Consider the following 14,750-nt stretch of genomic DNA (forward strand, 5'->3'; position numbering starts at 1 on the left):
CCCCCGTATCGCCGATCCCCGCGCCGGGGTCCAGCATCCTGTCGCGTCCTGACGGCAGAGTGACGGCCGGGCCCCGCCCCCCCCTTGCACCCCGCCCGCGCGCCGGGTCTGTTGGCCCCGCACAGGCTGGGGGGAGAGGCTGCCATGACCGAGGTTCTGATCGCCGGCGGCGCCGTCATGGGCGCCTCCGTGGCCTTCTGGCTCACCCGGCTCGACCCCGGCCTCCGCGTCACCGTCATCGAGCCCGACCCGGGCTACGCCACCGCCTCGACCGCGCTCTCGGCGGCCGGCATCCGCTCGCAGTTCACCAACCCCGTCAACGTCGAGATCTCGCGCTTCGGGATCGAGTTCATCCGCGACTTCGCCCGCTGGACGGGCCCCGCCGGCGGCGTCCCCGACCTCGGGCTGCGCGAGAACGGCTATCTCTTCCTCGCCGAGACCGAGACCGGCGCGCTGCAGCTCGAGAACCTCGCCGCCATGCAGCGGGGGTTGGGCGCCGGAACCGAGGTGCTCTCGCCCGCCGAACTCAAGGTCCGCTTCCCGTGGCTCTCGACCGAGGGCGTCTCGGCCGGCAGCTTCGGGCCGCGCGACGAGGGGTTCTTCGACAACATGGGCCTGCTTTCGGGGATGAAGGCCGCCGCCCGCGCCGCCGGCGCCGTCTGGGTCCGCGACCGCGTCACGGCGCTCGAGCGTGACGGGGACCGCATCACCGCGGCGATCCTCGAGAGCGGCGGGCGCCGCCCGGCCGACGTGTTCGTGAACTGCGCCGGCCCCCGCTGCGCCGAGATGCTGCGCACCGTGGACCTGAACCTGCCGGTCGAGCCGCGCAAGCGCACCATCTTCGTCGTCGACGCCCCCGCCGCCCGCCACCCCGAGGCGCCGCTGGTCGTCGACCCCTCGGGCATCTGGATGCGCCCCGAGCACGGCCAGTGGCTCGCCGCGACCGTCCCCGCCACCGACGGCCCCTGCGCGCCGGACGACTTCACCCCCCAGTCCGAGCTGTGGGAGGACCACGTCTGGCCCGCCCTCTACACCCGCTGCGAGGGCTTCGAGGCGGCCCGCGTGATCCGCGAATGGGCCGGGCATTACGCCTATAACACCCTGGACCAGAACGCGATTCTGGGCCGGAACCCGCAGGCCCCGAACCTCTACCACGCCAACGGCTTCTCGGGTCACGGGCTGCAACAGGCCCCCGCGGTCGGCCGCGGCGTGGCCGAGCAGATCGTCCACGGCGACTGGGTCACGCTGGACCTGTCCGAGCTGGGGGTGCAGCGGGTGCTGGATGGCCAGCCGTTTGCCGAGGCGGCGATTGTGTGAAGTGACGGTCTATAAATATCGGAAGCCGAGAGCCGTTAGCGCAGCCCGCAAATCCTCTCTTAACCGAGAGAAACTAGGCACCTCACACAGGGTGTCAATATTTTGCGCCGCCCCAATGTCACCAAACGGCCACCGCGCCCGACCCACTCTCCGGGGCGAGACAACGTCGGCCAATACTGCCTGTATAGCGTCTTTAGGGTCAGCAATGTTTTCAACTGCACGCGGTAAAGAGGGAACCCCAGTCAAATTAGCCGCGTGCCCCAAGCCAAATACAGCACGTAAAGCCGCAGCATCTGCCAGTGTCCAGGATTCCGTTTCCCTATTCGGTGTTACAGTCACGCAACGCTCTGTTGGAAAACCACACTCAGCGAATAATTTTTGACAGAGCCCGCCAGTTCTTCTTTCTATGGTCCGAGACACTGCGCGCCCTCCGCAGTCCCCATGAACAAACACTATCTGAATGGCGTCTCGAGCTTGGCAGATGAGCCTAGCAGTTTCGTCAAAATTCCTTAAGCCTATCCCAAAGATTTCAACAGGAGTATCCGGGACAATCCCTTCACCTCGATCACTGGAAATGATTAAGTGCTGCAACAATCGCGGCAGCAGAGCAGCTAAGTAATCGGCATCGCTTTGACCCTCAGCAAATAAAGCCCAAGAAACATATATCAAGCCGAATCTCCACGCGCCCGCAGAAGTCGTTCTATTTCGAAACGTGTCAGGTGTTTTTGCGGCTCAATTAACTCTACTTGCGCTTGCGCACCCGCGCGCATTCGCGTGAACTTCTCCTTATTACCTTGGGAAACCATTGTTACCACATCCGCTGCAATAATCTCGGCATCGTCAAGTGCTGACATGAGCGCTGGCGAATGTGTGTTCAATAACACCTGAAAGTACCCAGAAGACACGTCCTTTGTAGCCTCGCGCAAACTCTCAACTAATGCCGGTATGCGGCCTTCATGGACGCCATTCTCAGGCTCCTCAAAACACAGCAATCCTGCCCGGTTAGGGTCTTCTAAGAAGGTGACCAACGCAAGAAGCCGGAGGGTCCCGTCGGAAATAACACGGGAACTAAATGTCGCACCGTCGGCCATCTCGATTTCGAAGGAGTATTCTTTCTTGTCAACCGATGTAACGCTCAACACCCGTCTGGTCGAAGGGATCAGACGAGCAAGCCCCCGAGAAATATCGACCAAGACTCCATCCGGACGGTCTGTGGTTGACGTATCATCTTTAATTCGCGCCAGAACAGCAGATATATTCGATGCATCGGGCAGCATCGACTTCGTTTGAAACCGATCACTTTCTCGGCGAGCGTTTCTCGCATTGATCACAAGGAAACTAATTCTCGAAAAAAAATCTTTGACGGCGAAGAGATGGGGGAACTCGGCGCTAGCTACGGTAGAGAGAGCTGTTTGAGATGCCTCTTTCGCCGGCAACACCCGCGGTTTTCCGCTCTTATTTGGTCCGTCCTGCCTGATTTTGAAAACTCTAGCGTCGCCCGTTCCCTCTGTAACCAGGAAATCTCTAATGTTTCCTCCGTACTTTATGAATTTAGCTTGGCCGCGAGCAAATGCTGACTGATCACGCGACTTTTTTATCGGCTTGCACTCTTCGCTGTCAATGAATAGTCCTTCCAATACTCCACTCGGGCCGCGCCGCATTGAAAGCACCAAGCTGTACCGCAGGCGCTGTGCCTTGACTGTATATTTTGTTCCAAATGGGTCGATGCCGCTCGGAGGAAGAAGAAGTTCGACAGCAAGTTCGATCCTCTCGTCCAGTTCAGCGCCACGTTTCCGGAAGAGCTCCTCAGGCTCTCCTCTCATCCCGAATATTGCAGACCTGATATCTTTCGTCGCCAAGCCTGCGATGAGCTGTATTGCATCAAAGAGGTTCGATTTGCCGCTGGCGTTAGGTCCAACGATGGCTGAGAGGGGCTCCAAGTCGATCGCGAACCTGCGAAAGGACTTGAAGCCGTCGATCTCAACCCGAGTGATCATTTGCTGTCCTTGTCACACGAGCGACGTTCTTGACTTTTAAAGCACTATAGGGATTGCGTCGTGGATATAAAGTGGTTCTAAACCACCCCATGCCCTTCACCATCGCCATAGACGGCCCCGCAGCCTCCGGCAAAGGCACCCTCGCGCGGGCCCTGGCCGAGCGCTTCGGCTTTGCCCATCTCGACACGGGCCTGCTCTACCGCGCCGTCGGCGCCCGCGGCGGCGATCCCGTCGCGGCGGCCCAAAGCCTCACCCCCGAGGACCTGGCCCGCCCCGACCTCCGCTCGGCCGAAGCCGGGCTGGCGGCCAGCCGCGTCGCCGCCATCCCCGAGGTGCGCGCCGCGCTCACCGACTTCCAGCGCCGCTTCGCGCGGGTCGAGCCCGGCGCGGTGCTCGACGGGCGCGACATCGGGACGGTGATCTGCCCCGATGCGGCGGTGAAGCTCTATGTCGTGGCCGACGACGCCACCCGCGCCGCGCGCCGCGCCGCCGAGCTGGGCGCCGACCCCGCCGAGATGCTGGCCCAGATCCGCGACCGCGACGCCCGCGACGCCGCCCGCGACACCGCGCCGATGCGCGCCGCGCCGGACGCCGTGGTGCTCGACACCACGCGGATGACGATCGAGGAGGCCGTCGCCGCCGCCGTCGCCCTCGTGACCTCGCGGCTCGGCGCCTGAGCGCTTCCCGATCCGGCCGGATCGTTCATACGGTTGATGCACGGCGTTCGCATGAACTGTGCACGAACATCGCATGAACGATGCACGAACCGTGACCGGGGGGGGCGGCCCTCAGCCCATCAGCCGGGACTTCACCACCGCCCCCGCGGCGGCAAAGTCCATCTGCCCGGCGTGCCGCTCGCGCAAGCTCGCCATGACCCGCCCCATGTCGCGCACCCCGGTCGCGCCGAGGTCGGCGATCACCGCGTCGATGGCCGCCGCGACCTCGGCCGGATCGAGCTGCCGCGGCAGGAATTCCTGAATGACGGCAATCTCTTGCGTCTCGCGCTCGGCGAGTTCCAGCCGGCCGCCCTCCTCATAGGCGCGGGCCGATTCCTGGCGCTGCTTGACCATCTTCGAGAGCAGCGCGACCACGTCCGCCTCGTCCAGCCCGGTCTGCCCCGGCTCGCCCCGGACCGCGATCTCGCGGTCCTTCAGCGCCGCCCCGATCAGCCGCAGCGTGGACAGCCGCAGCTGGTCGCGGCTGCGCATCGCATCCTTCGTCGCCTCTTGAATCCGCGTCCGAATTTCCATGTTTTCCTCGCTTTTCCGGCCTCACCCTCCCTTGTCCCGATCGCCGCCGCGGGGTCAACCCGGCTTGACCCCGGCCCCCGCTTCCCCTAGCAGTCGTCCGATTTTCCAGAGGGTGACGATGGGACAGAAACCGACCGCGTGTCTGGCGCTCGCCGACGGGACGATCTTCTACGGCCAGGGCTTCGGCGCCACCGGCGAGGTCGTGGCCGAGCTCGTCTTCAACACCGCGATGACGGGGTATCAGGAGATCATGACCGATCCCTCCTACGCCGCCCAGGTCGTCACCTTCACCTTCCCCCACATCGGCAACACCGGCATCACCCCCGAGGATGATGAGGCCCCCGATCCCGTCGCGGCCGGCATCGTCGTGAAGTGGGACCCGACCGAGCCCTCGAACTGGCGCGCGACGAGCGACCTCGCCGACTGGATGGCGCGGCGCGGCCGGATCGGCATCGGCGGCGTCGACACCCGCCGGCTGACCCGCGCGATCCGCCAGCAGGGCGCGCCGCACGTGGTGCTGGCGCATGACCCGGCCGGGAACTTCGACATCGCCGCGCTGGTCGCCCGCGCCCGAGCCTGGCCGGGGCTCGTCGGCATGGACCTCGCGCGCGAAGTCTCGTGCGCGCAGTCCTACCGCTGGGACGAGGGGCTGTGGCAGTGGGGGCAGGGTTTCGCCCCGATCGAGGACCAGCGGCCGTTCCGGGTCGTCGCCGTCGACTACGGCGCCAAGCGCAACATCCTGCGCTCGCTCGCCGGCAGCGGCGCCGAGGTCACGGTCCTGCCTGCGACCGCCACCGCGGACGAGATCCTCGCCCATGACCCCGAGGGCGTGTTCCTCTCGAACGGCCCCGGCGATCCAGCGGCCACCGGCGAATATGCCGTGCCGATGATCCAGGACCTGCTGGAGCGTGACCTGCCGATCTTCGGCATCTGCCTTGGCCACCAGATGCTGGCGCTCGCGCTCGGCGCGAAGACGGTCAAGATGGGCCACGGCCACCATGGCGCGAACCACCCGGTGCGCGATGTCGAGACCGGCAAGGTCGAGATCACCTCGATGAACCACGGGTTCGCCGTGGACGCCCAGACCCTGCCCGAGGGCGTGATCGAGACGCATGTGAGCCTCTTCGACGGCTCGAACTGCGGGTTGCGGGTCGCGGATCGGCCGGTGTTCTCGGTCCAGTATCACCCCGAGGCGAGCCCCGGCCCGCAGGACAGCGCCTATCTGTTCGAGCGGTTTGCCGAGGCGATGGCCGCGCGCCGCCGCTGATCAGCCGCGGCGCGCCGCGGGCGTTAACCACGGCTTAAGTCTTTCGCGCCATGTAGATCGGGCAACCGCCGCGCGAGGTGCCCGATGAACGTCACACCGATTCGCCGCCCCGTCCCCGCCCCGGACGAGGCCCCGGCGCCGGGGGTCGTCCCGTTCCGCCCGCGCGCCGCCCGCGCCGGCGACCGCCCTGCCCCCGTGCCGGACGGCCGCGATCCGCGGGCGCTCGGGCAGATCCTCATCGACGACGGCGCGGTCGAGCCCGGCAACCTGCTCAAGGCGCTGGTCATGCAACGCCGCGAATCGGCGCGGCTGGGCGAGGTGCTGCTGGCGCATGGCTGGGTCACCGATGTGGCGCTCGCCCGGGCGCTCTCGCGCCAGTGGCGGACGACGGTGATCGACCTCGTGGCGCTGCCGCCCGATGCACGGCTGATCGACCAGGCGGGGCCCGAGTGGTGCCTGTCGCAGGCGGTTGTGCCGTGGCGCCGCACCGGCGGGGTGACTTTCGTCGCGACCGCCCGCCCCGAGGCGTTCGCGGCGCTCCGGCCGCGGCTCGAGGCGCGGTTCGGCCCCGTCCGCATGCTGCTTTGCGCCGAGTCCGAGGCCACCCAGGCACTGGTCTCGCTGCGCCGCACAGCCCTGATCCGCGAGGCCGAATGCTGCGTCGCGCCCGAGCTGAGCTGCCGGACCCGCAACGAGGCCCGGCTAGGGGCGCTGCTGCTCACCCTGATGGCCGGCCTCGCGGCCGGGCTGTGGCTGGCGCCGACGGCGGTGCTGGTGGTGGTCAGCGGCCTCGCCATCCTGACGCTGGGCGCGACCACGATCCTCAAAGCGCTCGCGTTCCGCGCCACGCTGCGCGGGGAGGCCGCGGCACCACCCCGCCCGGATGCCGAGATGGAGGCGCGGCTGCCCGTCATCTCGGTCATGGTGCCGATGTTCCGCGAGGCCGACATCGCCGACCGGCTCGTGGCGCGGCTGTCGCGGCTCAGCTATCCGCGCGAGCTGACCGACATCCTGCTGGTCGTCGAAGAGACCGACCACGTGACCCGCGCCGCGCTGTCCGGGGTGCGGCTTCCGGCCTGGATGCGGGTCGTCACCGTCCCCGACGGCCCGATCCGCACCAAGCCGCGGGCGCTGAACTATGCGCTGCATTTCTGCCGCGGCAGCATCATCGGGGTCTGGGACGCCGAGGACCGGCCCGAGCCCGACCAGCTGCACCGCGTGGCACGGCACCTGCATTTCGCCGCCCCCGAGGTCGCCTGCGTGCAGGGCGCGCTCGATTTCTACAATCCGCGCACCAACTGGCTCGCGCGGTGCTTCACGCTGGAATATTCGGCCTGGTTCCGCGGCGTCCTGCCGGGGATGGCGCGGATGGGGCTGGTGGTGCCCTTGGGCGGGACCACCTTCTTCATCCGCCGCGCGGCGCTCGAGCACGCCGGGGGTTGGGACGGCTGGAACGTCACCGAGGACGCCGATCTGGGCGTGCGCCTCGCCCGGCTCGGCTACCGGACCGAGATCGTCGCGACCACCACCCACGAAGAGGCGAACTGCCGCGCCGTGCCGTGGGTCAAGCAGCGCTCGCGCTGGCTCAAGGGATTCGCGATGACCTGGGGGGTGCACATGCGCGCGCCCCGGCGGCTGTGGCGCGAGATCGGGCCGATGCGGATGCTGGGCTTTCACCTGCAGATGTTCGCCACCGTCCAGCAATTCCTGCTCGCCCCGGTGCTGTGGAGCTTCTGGCTGCTCACCCTGGGGTTCGGCCATCCGTTGTCGCCCATGGCCGGCGGCTGGCTCGGCTCGGCTGTGATCGGGCTCTTCCTGGTCTCGGAGGCGCTGAACGCGGTCGTCGCCGCCTGGTCGGTACGCCGCACCCACCCCGGGCTGATGATCTGGGCGCCGAGCCTCTACGCCTATTTCCCGCTCGCCTGCCTCGCGGCGTGGAAGGCGGCCTACGAAATCGTGGTGAAGCCCTTCTACTGGGACAAGACCACCCACGGGGTGTTCGATCATAGCGCTGACGTGATGGCCTCGGCAGAAGCGGCGATGCCCGAGAGCGCGCTGATCCCGGTGGCGGCCGACGGCGGAGGATGCGCCGCTGCGGCCGGGGCACCCGTGCCCGCTCCAGTGCACGGGAGCATCGGCTAGGGGCTTGCGACGGGTTGGCGGCGGCAGGCTATCCGTTTGGACCGGTTGCTTGAGCTCCGAAGATAGAAGTTTCCCTGAGCCTCTGCGTTAGAAGAACGAGCCCTGCGGGTCGCTGTCCGGGTCCTCGCCCTTCGGCCGTCGCCGCGCCCGAGGGCGGGGCGGTTTTTTCGTAGCTGTCTCGCCTGGAGGCTCAGACGGGGGCTGCGGGGCAGGATCGGTGACCAGCGGTTCAGCTTGAGCGCCTGCCCCAGTGTCGGCCGAGGTTCGATCGGTCCGCGCGACGTCACCCTCACCCCACGCCGGACCGCCGCCCGATGCCGGCCGCACGGGACCGCTCGGCGTGACGGGCAAGGCGCCATCGTGGAACTCGAGCGCCAGCGCGGCAGCGCGGGCCGCCGCGTCGGCCGACACGACGAGTCCATGAGGCCCGTGCACGATGACGAAACCCCGGCGCAGGGTTTCGGTGTGCCCCAGCGTCTGGCGCAGCCGGTCGAGACGCGCGAGCGCGGCGCGCCGCTCGGTGATGAGCGCGTCCCCAAGGACCGCCAGCCGCCGCTCGAGCGCCGTGTAGCCCGTGCGGTCCGCGGCGACCTTGCGGCGGGCGTCGGCCTGCATTCGCGTCCGGGCGGCGGTCAGGCGCTGAGCCAGCGCAGCCAGCCGCCGCTGCGGATCGTCCTGCCGACGGGCCAGGGCGCGGGGCAGGCGTGCGCTCAGCTCGTCGAGGCGCCGCGCCGGCGCCTCGGTCCGTCGCGCCAGCGCGGGGGCGAGGCGACCGTCCGCGGCGGCGAGGCGCCGGGCGGCGGCCACGCGGGCAAGCTGCACGGCGGCGGGGCGCGGCATGGGCAGTTCGGCCCGCAGCCGCGCGTGATGCTGCCGCGCCGCCCGGTCGAGATCGCTGCCGGCGCGGCCCAGGACCGTCCGCCGGTCGGCCATGAAGCTGCGCAGCGCGAAAAGCGGCAGGTCGAGCGCCTCGGCCTCGCGCCGCCGCGCCCGGACAAAGCCGCGCAGCACCGGCTCGAGCCGCGGCCCGGTCAGGTCGAGCCGCTGCCGCGCCGGATCGGTCATCGCCTGCGGGCGCCCGAGCAGCCGGCCCAGATCGGCGAGGCGCTGCGCCGGCCGCTCGATCCGCGCCCGGGCCGAGCGCCAGAGCCGGCTCTGGCTGTCGGCGATGCGCGCGCCCAGTTCGGCCAGCACCGGCACCGCCATTTCGGCGGCCGCGGTGGGCGTGGGGGCGCGCAGGTCGGCGGCATGGTCGATCAGCGTGGTGTCGGTTTCATGCCCGACCGCCGAGATCAGGGGAATGGTGCCCGCCGCCACGGCGCGCACCACGGCCTCTTCGTTGAAGCCCCACAGGTCCTCGACCGAGCCGCCGCCCCGCGCCACGATGATCAGGTCGGGCCGCGCGATCGCGCCCTCCACAGGCAGGGCGTTCAGCGCCGCGATGGCCTGCGCGACCTGCGGCGCGGACTGCGCGCCCTGCACCGCCACCGGCCAGATCAGCACGCGGCTGGGAAAGCGGTCGCGCAGCCGGTGCAGGATGTCGCGGATCACCGCTCCCGAGGGCGAGGTGACCACCGCGATCACCCCGGGCAGGAACGGGATCGGCCGCTTGCGGGCGGCTTCGAAGAGCCCCTCGGCGGCCAGCGCCCGCCGGCGCTGCTCGAGCATGGCCATGAGCGCGCCGAGGCCCGCGGGCTCGATCTGCTCGACCAGCAGCTGATAGCGCGACTGGCCCGGAAACGTCGTGAGGCGGCCCGTGGCGATGACCTCGAGCCCCTCTTCCGGGCGATGCGGCAGGCGGCAGGCGTTGTCGCGCCAGCACACCGCGGCCAGCACCGCGCGGTCGTCCTTGAGGTCGAAGTAGAGATGCCCCGAGGACGGGCGCGAGACCCGCCCGACCTCGCCCCGCACGCGCACGCGGCCGAACTCACCCTCTACCACCCGGCGGATCGCGCCGGAGAGTTCCGAGACGGAGAGGGTCGGGGCGTTGCCGGACGGGGCGTCGGCCGAGGGGTCGTCGAAAAGCTCCATGGGTTCGGGTGTCGCCCAGCCGGGGGCGGGGTTCAAGCGCGGATCGTGTGGGGCGCCGGGGGGTTTTGAGTGGTTTGGCTGACGACGGGGTTGGAAGGACATGCGGTGGCGGCTCGGCGGCGACAGGCGTGTGCCGCAGCCATAAGCGGCGTGTTCAGTGTCCTCATCAGCCTTGAGACCTGCTCCCCTTTCAGCAGGCGCGTGGGCAACGTCATTCACGATCAACGTGGCACACACGCGGCTTGGTGCCGATAGCGCGCGACCCACGCCATTGCCCGTCCCGCAACACGAGGAAGCCCCGACCGCCCACGCCAGCCCGCGCCCCTTGCCCGCCCCCCCGTCGCGGCCTAAAGCCCCAACCCAACAGCGGCGCGCGGGCGGTCGGGCGCTGAGGCCCGCCCCCGCCGGGGCGGAGAGAGGGCGAAGGGGCGGCGATGAACATCCTCATTCTCGGCGGCGGGGGCCGCGAACACGCGCTCGCCTGGGCGTTCCGGCAGAACCCGAAATGCGACCGGCTGATCGTCGCGCCGGGCAACGCCGGGATCGCCGCCATCGCCCGCTGCGCGGCGCTCGAGATCACCGACGGCGCCGCCGTGGTCGGGTTCTGCGAAGAGCAGGCCATCGACCTCGTGGTGATCGGCCCCGAGGCGCCGCTGGCCAGTGGCGTCGCCGACAGCCTCCGCGCCGCCGGGATCGCGGTGTTCGGCCCCTCGCGCGAGGCTGCGCGGCTCGAGGCGTCGAAGGCCTTCACCAAGGAAATCTGCGACGCCTGCGGCGCCCCGACCGCGGGCTGGGCGCGCTTCACCGACGCGGCCGCCGCCCGCGCCCATGTGGCCGCGCGCGGCGCGCCGATCGTCGTCAAGGCCGACGGGCTCGCGGGCGGCAAGGGCGTGACCGTGGCGATGACCGAGGCCGAGGCCCTGACCGCCATCGACGCCGCCTTCGGCGGGGCCTTCGGTGACGCCGGGACCGAGCTCGTCATCGAGGAGTTCATGGCGGGCGAGGAGGCGAGCTTCTTTGTCCTCTGCGACGGCGCGACCTGCCTGCCGATCGGCTCCGCGCAGGACCACAAGCGCGTGGGCGAGGGCGACACCGGGCCGAACACCGGCGGCATGGGGGCCTATTCCCCTGCCCCGGTCCTGACCGAGGCGCTGCAGGCGCGGGTGATGGCCGAGATCGTGAAGCCCACCATCGCCGAGATGGCGCGGCGCGGCACGCCCTTCCAGGGGGTGCTCTATGCGGGGCTGATGATCGAGGACGGCCGGGCGCGGCTCGTCGAATACAACGTCCGCTTCGGCGACCCCGAGTGCCAGGTGCTGATGATGCGGCTCGGGGCGCAGGCGCTCGACCTCGTGCACGCCTGCGCCGAGGGGCGGCTGGCCGAGATGACCGTGAACTGGGCCGACGACCACGCGCTGACCGTGGTGCTGGCGGCCGAGGGCTATCCCGGCGACACCCGCAAGGGCGGCGTCATCGGCGGGCTGGACGGTCTGCCCGAGACCGCGACGCAGATGCTGTTTCACGCCGGCACCGCCACGCAGGAGGGCCGGGTCGTGGCCAACGGCGGCCGGGTGCTGAACGCGACGGGCCGCGGCGCCACGCTGGCCGAGGCGCAGGCGCGCGCCTATGCGCTCGCCGATGCGGTGGACTGGCCCGAGGGGTTCTATCGCCGCGACATCGGCTGGCGGGCGCTCTGAGGGGCGGCCGCCGCACTTGATGACCGCGCCCGGCTTGCCCGGGACGCGGCGCGGACGGCTCAGACCGAGGTGTACATCCCCTCATAGACCGGCTGCAGCGTGTCGAGCTCAAACAGCGAGGACACCGAGGTGCCGTTCCAGATCGACATGATCGCCTGCGCAAACAGCGGCGCGGTCGGAACGATGCGAATGTTGCGGGCGGTCTTGACCGGCTCGGGCTGGCCGATCGAGTCGGTGATGACCAGCGACTTCATCACCGAGGTCTCGATCCGCTCGACCGCCGGACCCGACAGGACGCCGTGGGTGATGTAGGCGTGAACCTCGCGCGCGCCGTGGTCCACGAGCAGCTGCGCGGCCTTCACCAGCGTGCCGGCGGTGTCGCAGATGTCGTCGACGATGATGCAGGTCTTGCCCGTCACCTCACCGATCACGGTCATGTCGGCGATCTCCCCCGCCTTCTCGCGCCGCTTGTCCACGATCGCCATCGGCGCGTTGATCCGGGTGGCGATCTCGCGCGCCCGCGCCACCCCGCCCACGTCCGGCGAGACGACCATCAGGTCGTCCGACCGGCCCTTGAACTGGTGGAGGATATCGAGCGCAAACACCGGCGCCGCATAGAGATTGTCCACTGGGATGTCGAAGAACCCCTGGATCTGGGCGGCGTGCAGGTCGAGCGTCAGGATGCGGTCCACCCCCGCCTCGGTCAACAGGTTCGCCACCAGCTTGGCCGAGATCGGGGTGCGCGCCTTGGCCCGCCGGTCCTGCCGCGCATAGCCGAAATAGGGGATCACCGCGGTGATCCGGTTGGCCGACGACCGGCGCAGCGCGTCGGCCATGATCAGCAGCTCCATCAGGTTGTCGTTGGCCGGGTTCGAGGTCGGCTGGATGATGTACATGTCCTCGCCGCGGACGTTCTCGTAGACCTCGACGAAGATTTCCTGGTCGTTGAACCGCTCGACCCGCGCATCGACCAGCGCCACGTTCATCCCCCGGTGCATCGACATCCGCCTTGCGATGGCGGTGGCGAGCGGGCGGTTGGCGTTGCCGGCGATCAGCTTGGGTTCGGTCATGGCGGGCATGGGGTTTCCTCGGGCGCAGGACGTGAGGGGGCGGGAATCGCCCGATTGCGCCCCGATTAGCACCGCGCTAGCGTCTCGGCAAACCGGCGAGAGGGGGCCCGGCGCATGGCCGCGATCGACTATTACTTCAGCACCATCAGCCCCTGGGCCTATCTGGCCGGCGACCGGCTGGAACAGATCGCCGCGCGGCACGGGGCCAGCATCACCTATCGGCCGCTCGACATGATGCAGCTCTTCGACCGCACCGGGGGGCAGCGGCCGCAGGACCGCCACCCGGCGCGGCTCGCCTATCGCAACCAGGACCTGCCGCGGGTGGCGGCGCATCTGGGGATGCCGATCCGGCTGGACGTGCCGATGACCAACATGGCGCCCTCGTCCTACGCGGTGATTGCCGCGCAGGAGGGCGGCGCGGACGTGGGCACGCTGGTGCAGGGCCTCCTCGCCGCCCGCTTCGTCGAGGGGCGGGACGTGGCCGACGACGCGGTGATCCGCGACGTGCTGGCGGCGACCGGGCATGATCCGGCCATCGCCGACCGCGGGCTGTTCACCGGGGCCGAGATCTACGGCCGGAACCTCGAGCGGGCGGTGGCCGCGGGGGTGTTCGGCTCGCCCTTCTACATCGTCGCCGAGAGCGGCGAGATGTTCTGGGGGCAGGACCGGCTCGACTACCTCGACCGGCATCTGGCGACGCTGTGAGCTTCGGCTATCGCGTGACGGGCGCGCGCCGGGGGCGGGCATGACGGCGGGCCTGCGGCATTTCCCGGGCGACCCCGCGCGCCCGGCGCTGGCGTTGCACTGCATGATGGGCAGCGCGGCGTCCTGGGGCGCGGTGGTCGAGCGGCTGGGGGGCCGGATCGACGTGACCGCGCCGGACCTGCCCCTGCACGGTCGCGGCCCGGCGTGGCAGGCGGGCGGTGAGAGCTTTGCCGATGCGACGCTCAGACTGGCGCGACCGCTGGCCGAGACGCTTGCGGCGCGAGCGGGGGACGGGCGGATCGACCTGATCGGGCACAGCTTCGGCGCCGTGGCCGCGCTGCGGCTGGCGCTTCACGCGCCCGCGCGGGTGCGCAGCCTGACGCTGATCGAGCCGGTGCTGTTCGCCGCCCTGCCCGCCCCGGAGCGCGATCCTGGCGGGCTGCTGCCCCGGCTTGAGCAGATGGAGACCGCTGGGGACCGGGCGGGATCGACCGCGGCCTTCCTGCGCTACTGGAACGGGCCCGACCTGACCGGCCTGCCCGCCCCGGCGCAGGCCCAGATGGTGGCGCAGATGGCAGGGGTGCTCGACACCATGGGCGATCTTTACAACGACCGCGGCGGCATCCTCGCGCCCGGCGGGCTCGAGGCGCTGGCTGTGCCGGTGATGCTGATCCGCGGCGCGGCGTCGGCGCCGGTGATGGCGCCCATCCTCGAGGCGCTGGCGGCGCGGCTGCCGGACGTGGGCGTGGCGGTGGTGCCGGGCGCGGGGCACATGGTGCCGCTGACGCACCCGGCCGAGGTGGCGGGGCTGGTGGCGGTCAACCTCGACCGGGCCTGAGGCGGTCAGTCCGGCTCGAACTCGTCCACGTGCTCGGCCGGGCCGATTGCGAGCCAGCGGGCGCGGACCCGCGCCACGCGCGTCTCGCCCCAGGTGCGGAACACGATCTCGAACCCCTCGGGCGTGACGGCCTCGGCCGCGACGTCGGCGCGCTGGGTGGTGTTCACCGCGATGTCCCACATCGACAGGCCCACATGGATCACCGGCGGGCCGAGGAAGGGGTCGGCGAAGGTCACCCGCAGCCGCTCGACCCGCGGCCCGTTGTCCGTCCACATCGAGCCGCCGTCCTCGAAGGCCGAGAACAGCACCTCGTCGCCCTGCTGGACGCCCACGGCGGTATGGCTGAAGCGCAGCACGGGGTCGGCATCCGTCGTTGGGGCGGGTACGACGATCGTATGACAAAGGCCCCCACCCTGGCTACAGGGAGAGGGCCTTG

12 protein-coding genes and 1 pseudogene are annotated in these 14,750 nt (G+C 69.8%); 7 read left to right on the forward strand and 6 right to left on the reverse strand.

Going from position 1 to position 14,750, the window contains the following annotated elements; genetic code table 11:
• Window positions 1–144: 144 nt before the first annotated feature.
• Window positions 145–1,317 carry an NAD(P)/FAD-dependent oxidoreductase gene (locus tag BLW17_RS14750; RefSeq protein ID WP_036735728.1) on the forward strand — a complete coding sequence of 391 codons (1,173 nt, stop codon included), beginning with the start codon at window positions 145–147 and terminating at the stop codon, window positions 1,315–1,317.
• Between the two features lie 665 nt (window positions 1,318–1,982).
• Here BLW17_RS14750 and BLW17_RS14760 read toward each other — a convergent pair.
• Window positions 1,983–3,314 (reverse strand): AAA family ATPase, encoded by a 1,332-nt coding sequence (locus BLW17_RS14760; RefSeq protein WP_074826977.1) that lies wholly within the window; start codon window positions 3,312–3,314, stop codon window positions 1,983–1,985.
• 89 nt (window positions 3,315–3,403) lie between these two features.
• On the opposite strand from BLW17_RS14760, the gene BLW17_RS14765 reads away from it, so the two are divergent.
• Window positions 3,404–3,991, forward strand: a complete 588-nt coding sequence (locus BLW17_RS14765) for a (d)CMP kinase (RefSeq protein WP_036735732.1) — start codon at window positions 3,404–3,406, stop codon at window positions 3,989–3,991.
• A gap of 111 nt (window positions 3,992–4,102) precedes the next feature.
• On the opposite strand, the gene BLW17_RS14770 is transcribed toward BLW17_RS14765, so the two are convergent.
• Window positions 4,103–4,564, reverse strand: coding sequence for a GatB/YqeY domain-containing protein (locus BLW17_RS14770; protein WP_036735735.1), 462 nt, complete (start codon window positions 4,562–4,564; stop codon window positions 4,103–4,105).
• A 118-nt stretch (window positions 4,565–4,682) separates the two neighbouring features.
• Here BLW17_RS14770 and carA point away from each other — a divergent pair, with 118 nt between their 5' ends.
• Window positions 4,683–5,831, forward strand: a complete 1,149-nt coding sequence (gene carA / locus BLW17_RS14775) for a glutamine-hydrolyzing carbamoyl-phosphate synthase small subunit (RefSeq protein ID WP_036735739.1) — start codon at window positions 4,683–4,685, stop codon at window positions 5,829–5,831.
• Window positions 5,832–5,915: 84 nt separating this feature from the next.
• Window positions 5,916–7,973: a glycosyltransferase family 2 protein gene (locus BLW17_RS14780; RefSeq protein ID WP_074826982.1), complete on the forward strand. Its 2,058-nt coding sequence runs from the start codon at window positions 5,916–5,918 to the stop codon at window positions 7,971–7,973.
• An 87-nt stretch (window positions 7,974–8,060) separates the two neighbouring features.
• Here BLW17_RS14780 and BLW17_RS18985 read toward each other — a convergent pair whose 3' ends face one another.
• Window positions 8,061–8,588 (reverse strand): hypothetical protein, encoded by a 528-nt coding sequence (locus BLW17_RS18985; protein ID WP_414811507.1) that lies wholly within the window; start codon window positions 8,586–8,588, stop codon window positions 8,061–8,063.
• 84 nt (window positions 8,589–8,672) lie between these two features.
• A pseudogene (gene xseA / locus BLW17_RS14785) lies at window positions 8,673–10,004 on the reverse strand (exodeoxyribonuclease VII large subunit); the annotation flags it as partial.
• A gap of 434 nt (window positions 10,005–10,438) precedes the next feature.
• Between xseA and purD the strand changes: the two are divergent.
• Window positions 10,439–11,701: a phosphoribosylamine--glycine ligase gene (gene purD, locus BLW17_RS14790; protein WP_036731654.1), complete on the forward strand. Its 1,263-nt coding sequence runs from the start codon at window positions 10,439–10,441 to the stop codon at window positions 11,699–11,701.
• Window positions 11,702–11,760: 59 nt separating this feature from the next.
• Here the strand turns inward: purD and BLW17_RS14795 are convergent, their stop codons facing one another.
• Window positions 11,761–12,780, reverse strand: a complete 1,020-nt coding sequence (locus tag BLW17_RS14795; protein ID WP_036701343.1) for a ribose-phosphate pyrophosphokinase — start codon at window positions 12,778–12,780, stop codon at window positions 11,761–11,763.
• Window positions 12,781–12,885: 105 nt separating this feature from the next.
• Between BLW17_RS14795 and BLW17_RS14800 the strand changes: the two genes are divergently transcribed.
• Window positions 12,886–13,476: a 2-hydroxychromene-2-carboxylate isomerase gene (locus BLW17_RS14800; protein WP_036711496.1), complete on the forward strand. Its 591-nt coding sequence runs from the start codon at window positions 12,886–12,888 to the stop codon at window positions 13,474–13,476.
• 40 nt (window positions 13,477–13,516) lie between these two features.
• Window positions 13,517–14,314: an alpha/beta fold hydrolase gene (locus BLW17_RS14805; RefSeq protein ID WP_036731652.1), complete on the forward strand. Its 798-nt coding sequence runs from the start codon at window positions 13,517–13,519 to the stop codon at window positions 14,312–14,314.
• A gap of 5 nt (window positions 14,315–14,319) precedes the next feature.
• Here the strand turns inward: BLW17_RS14805 and BLW17_RS14810 are convergent, their stop codons facing one another.
• Window positions 14,320–14,670: an H-type lectin domain-containing protein gene (locus BLW17_RS14810; protein ID WP_231572724.1), complete on the reverse strand. Its 351-nt coding sequence runs from the start codon at window positions 14,668–14,670 to the stop codon at window positions 14,320–14,322.
• Between the last annotated feature and the right edge of the window lie 80 nt (window positions 14,671–14,750).

This window comes from Paracoccus sanguinis (assembly GCF_900106665.1).
In the GTDB taxonomy this organism is placed as follows: Bacteria; Pseudomonadota; Alphaproteobacteria; order Rhodobacterales; family Rhodobacteraceae; genus Paracoccus; species Paracoccus panacisoli.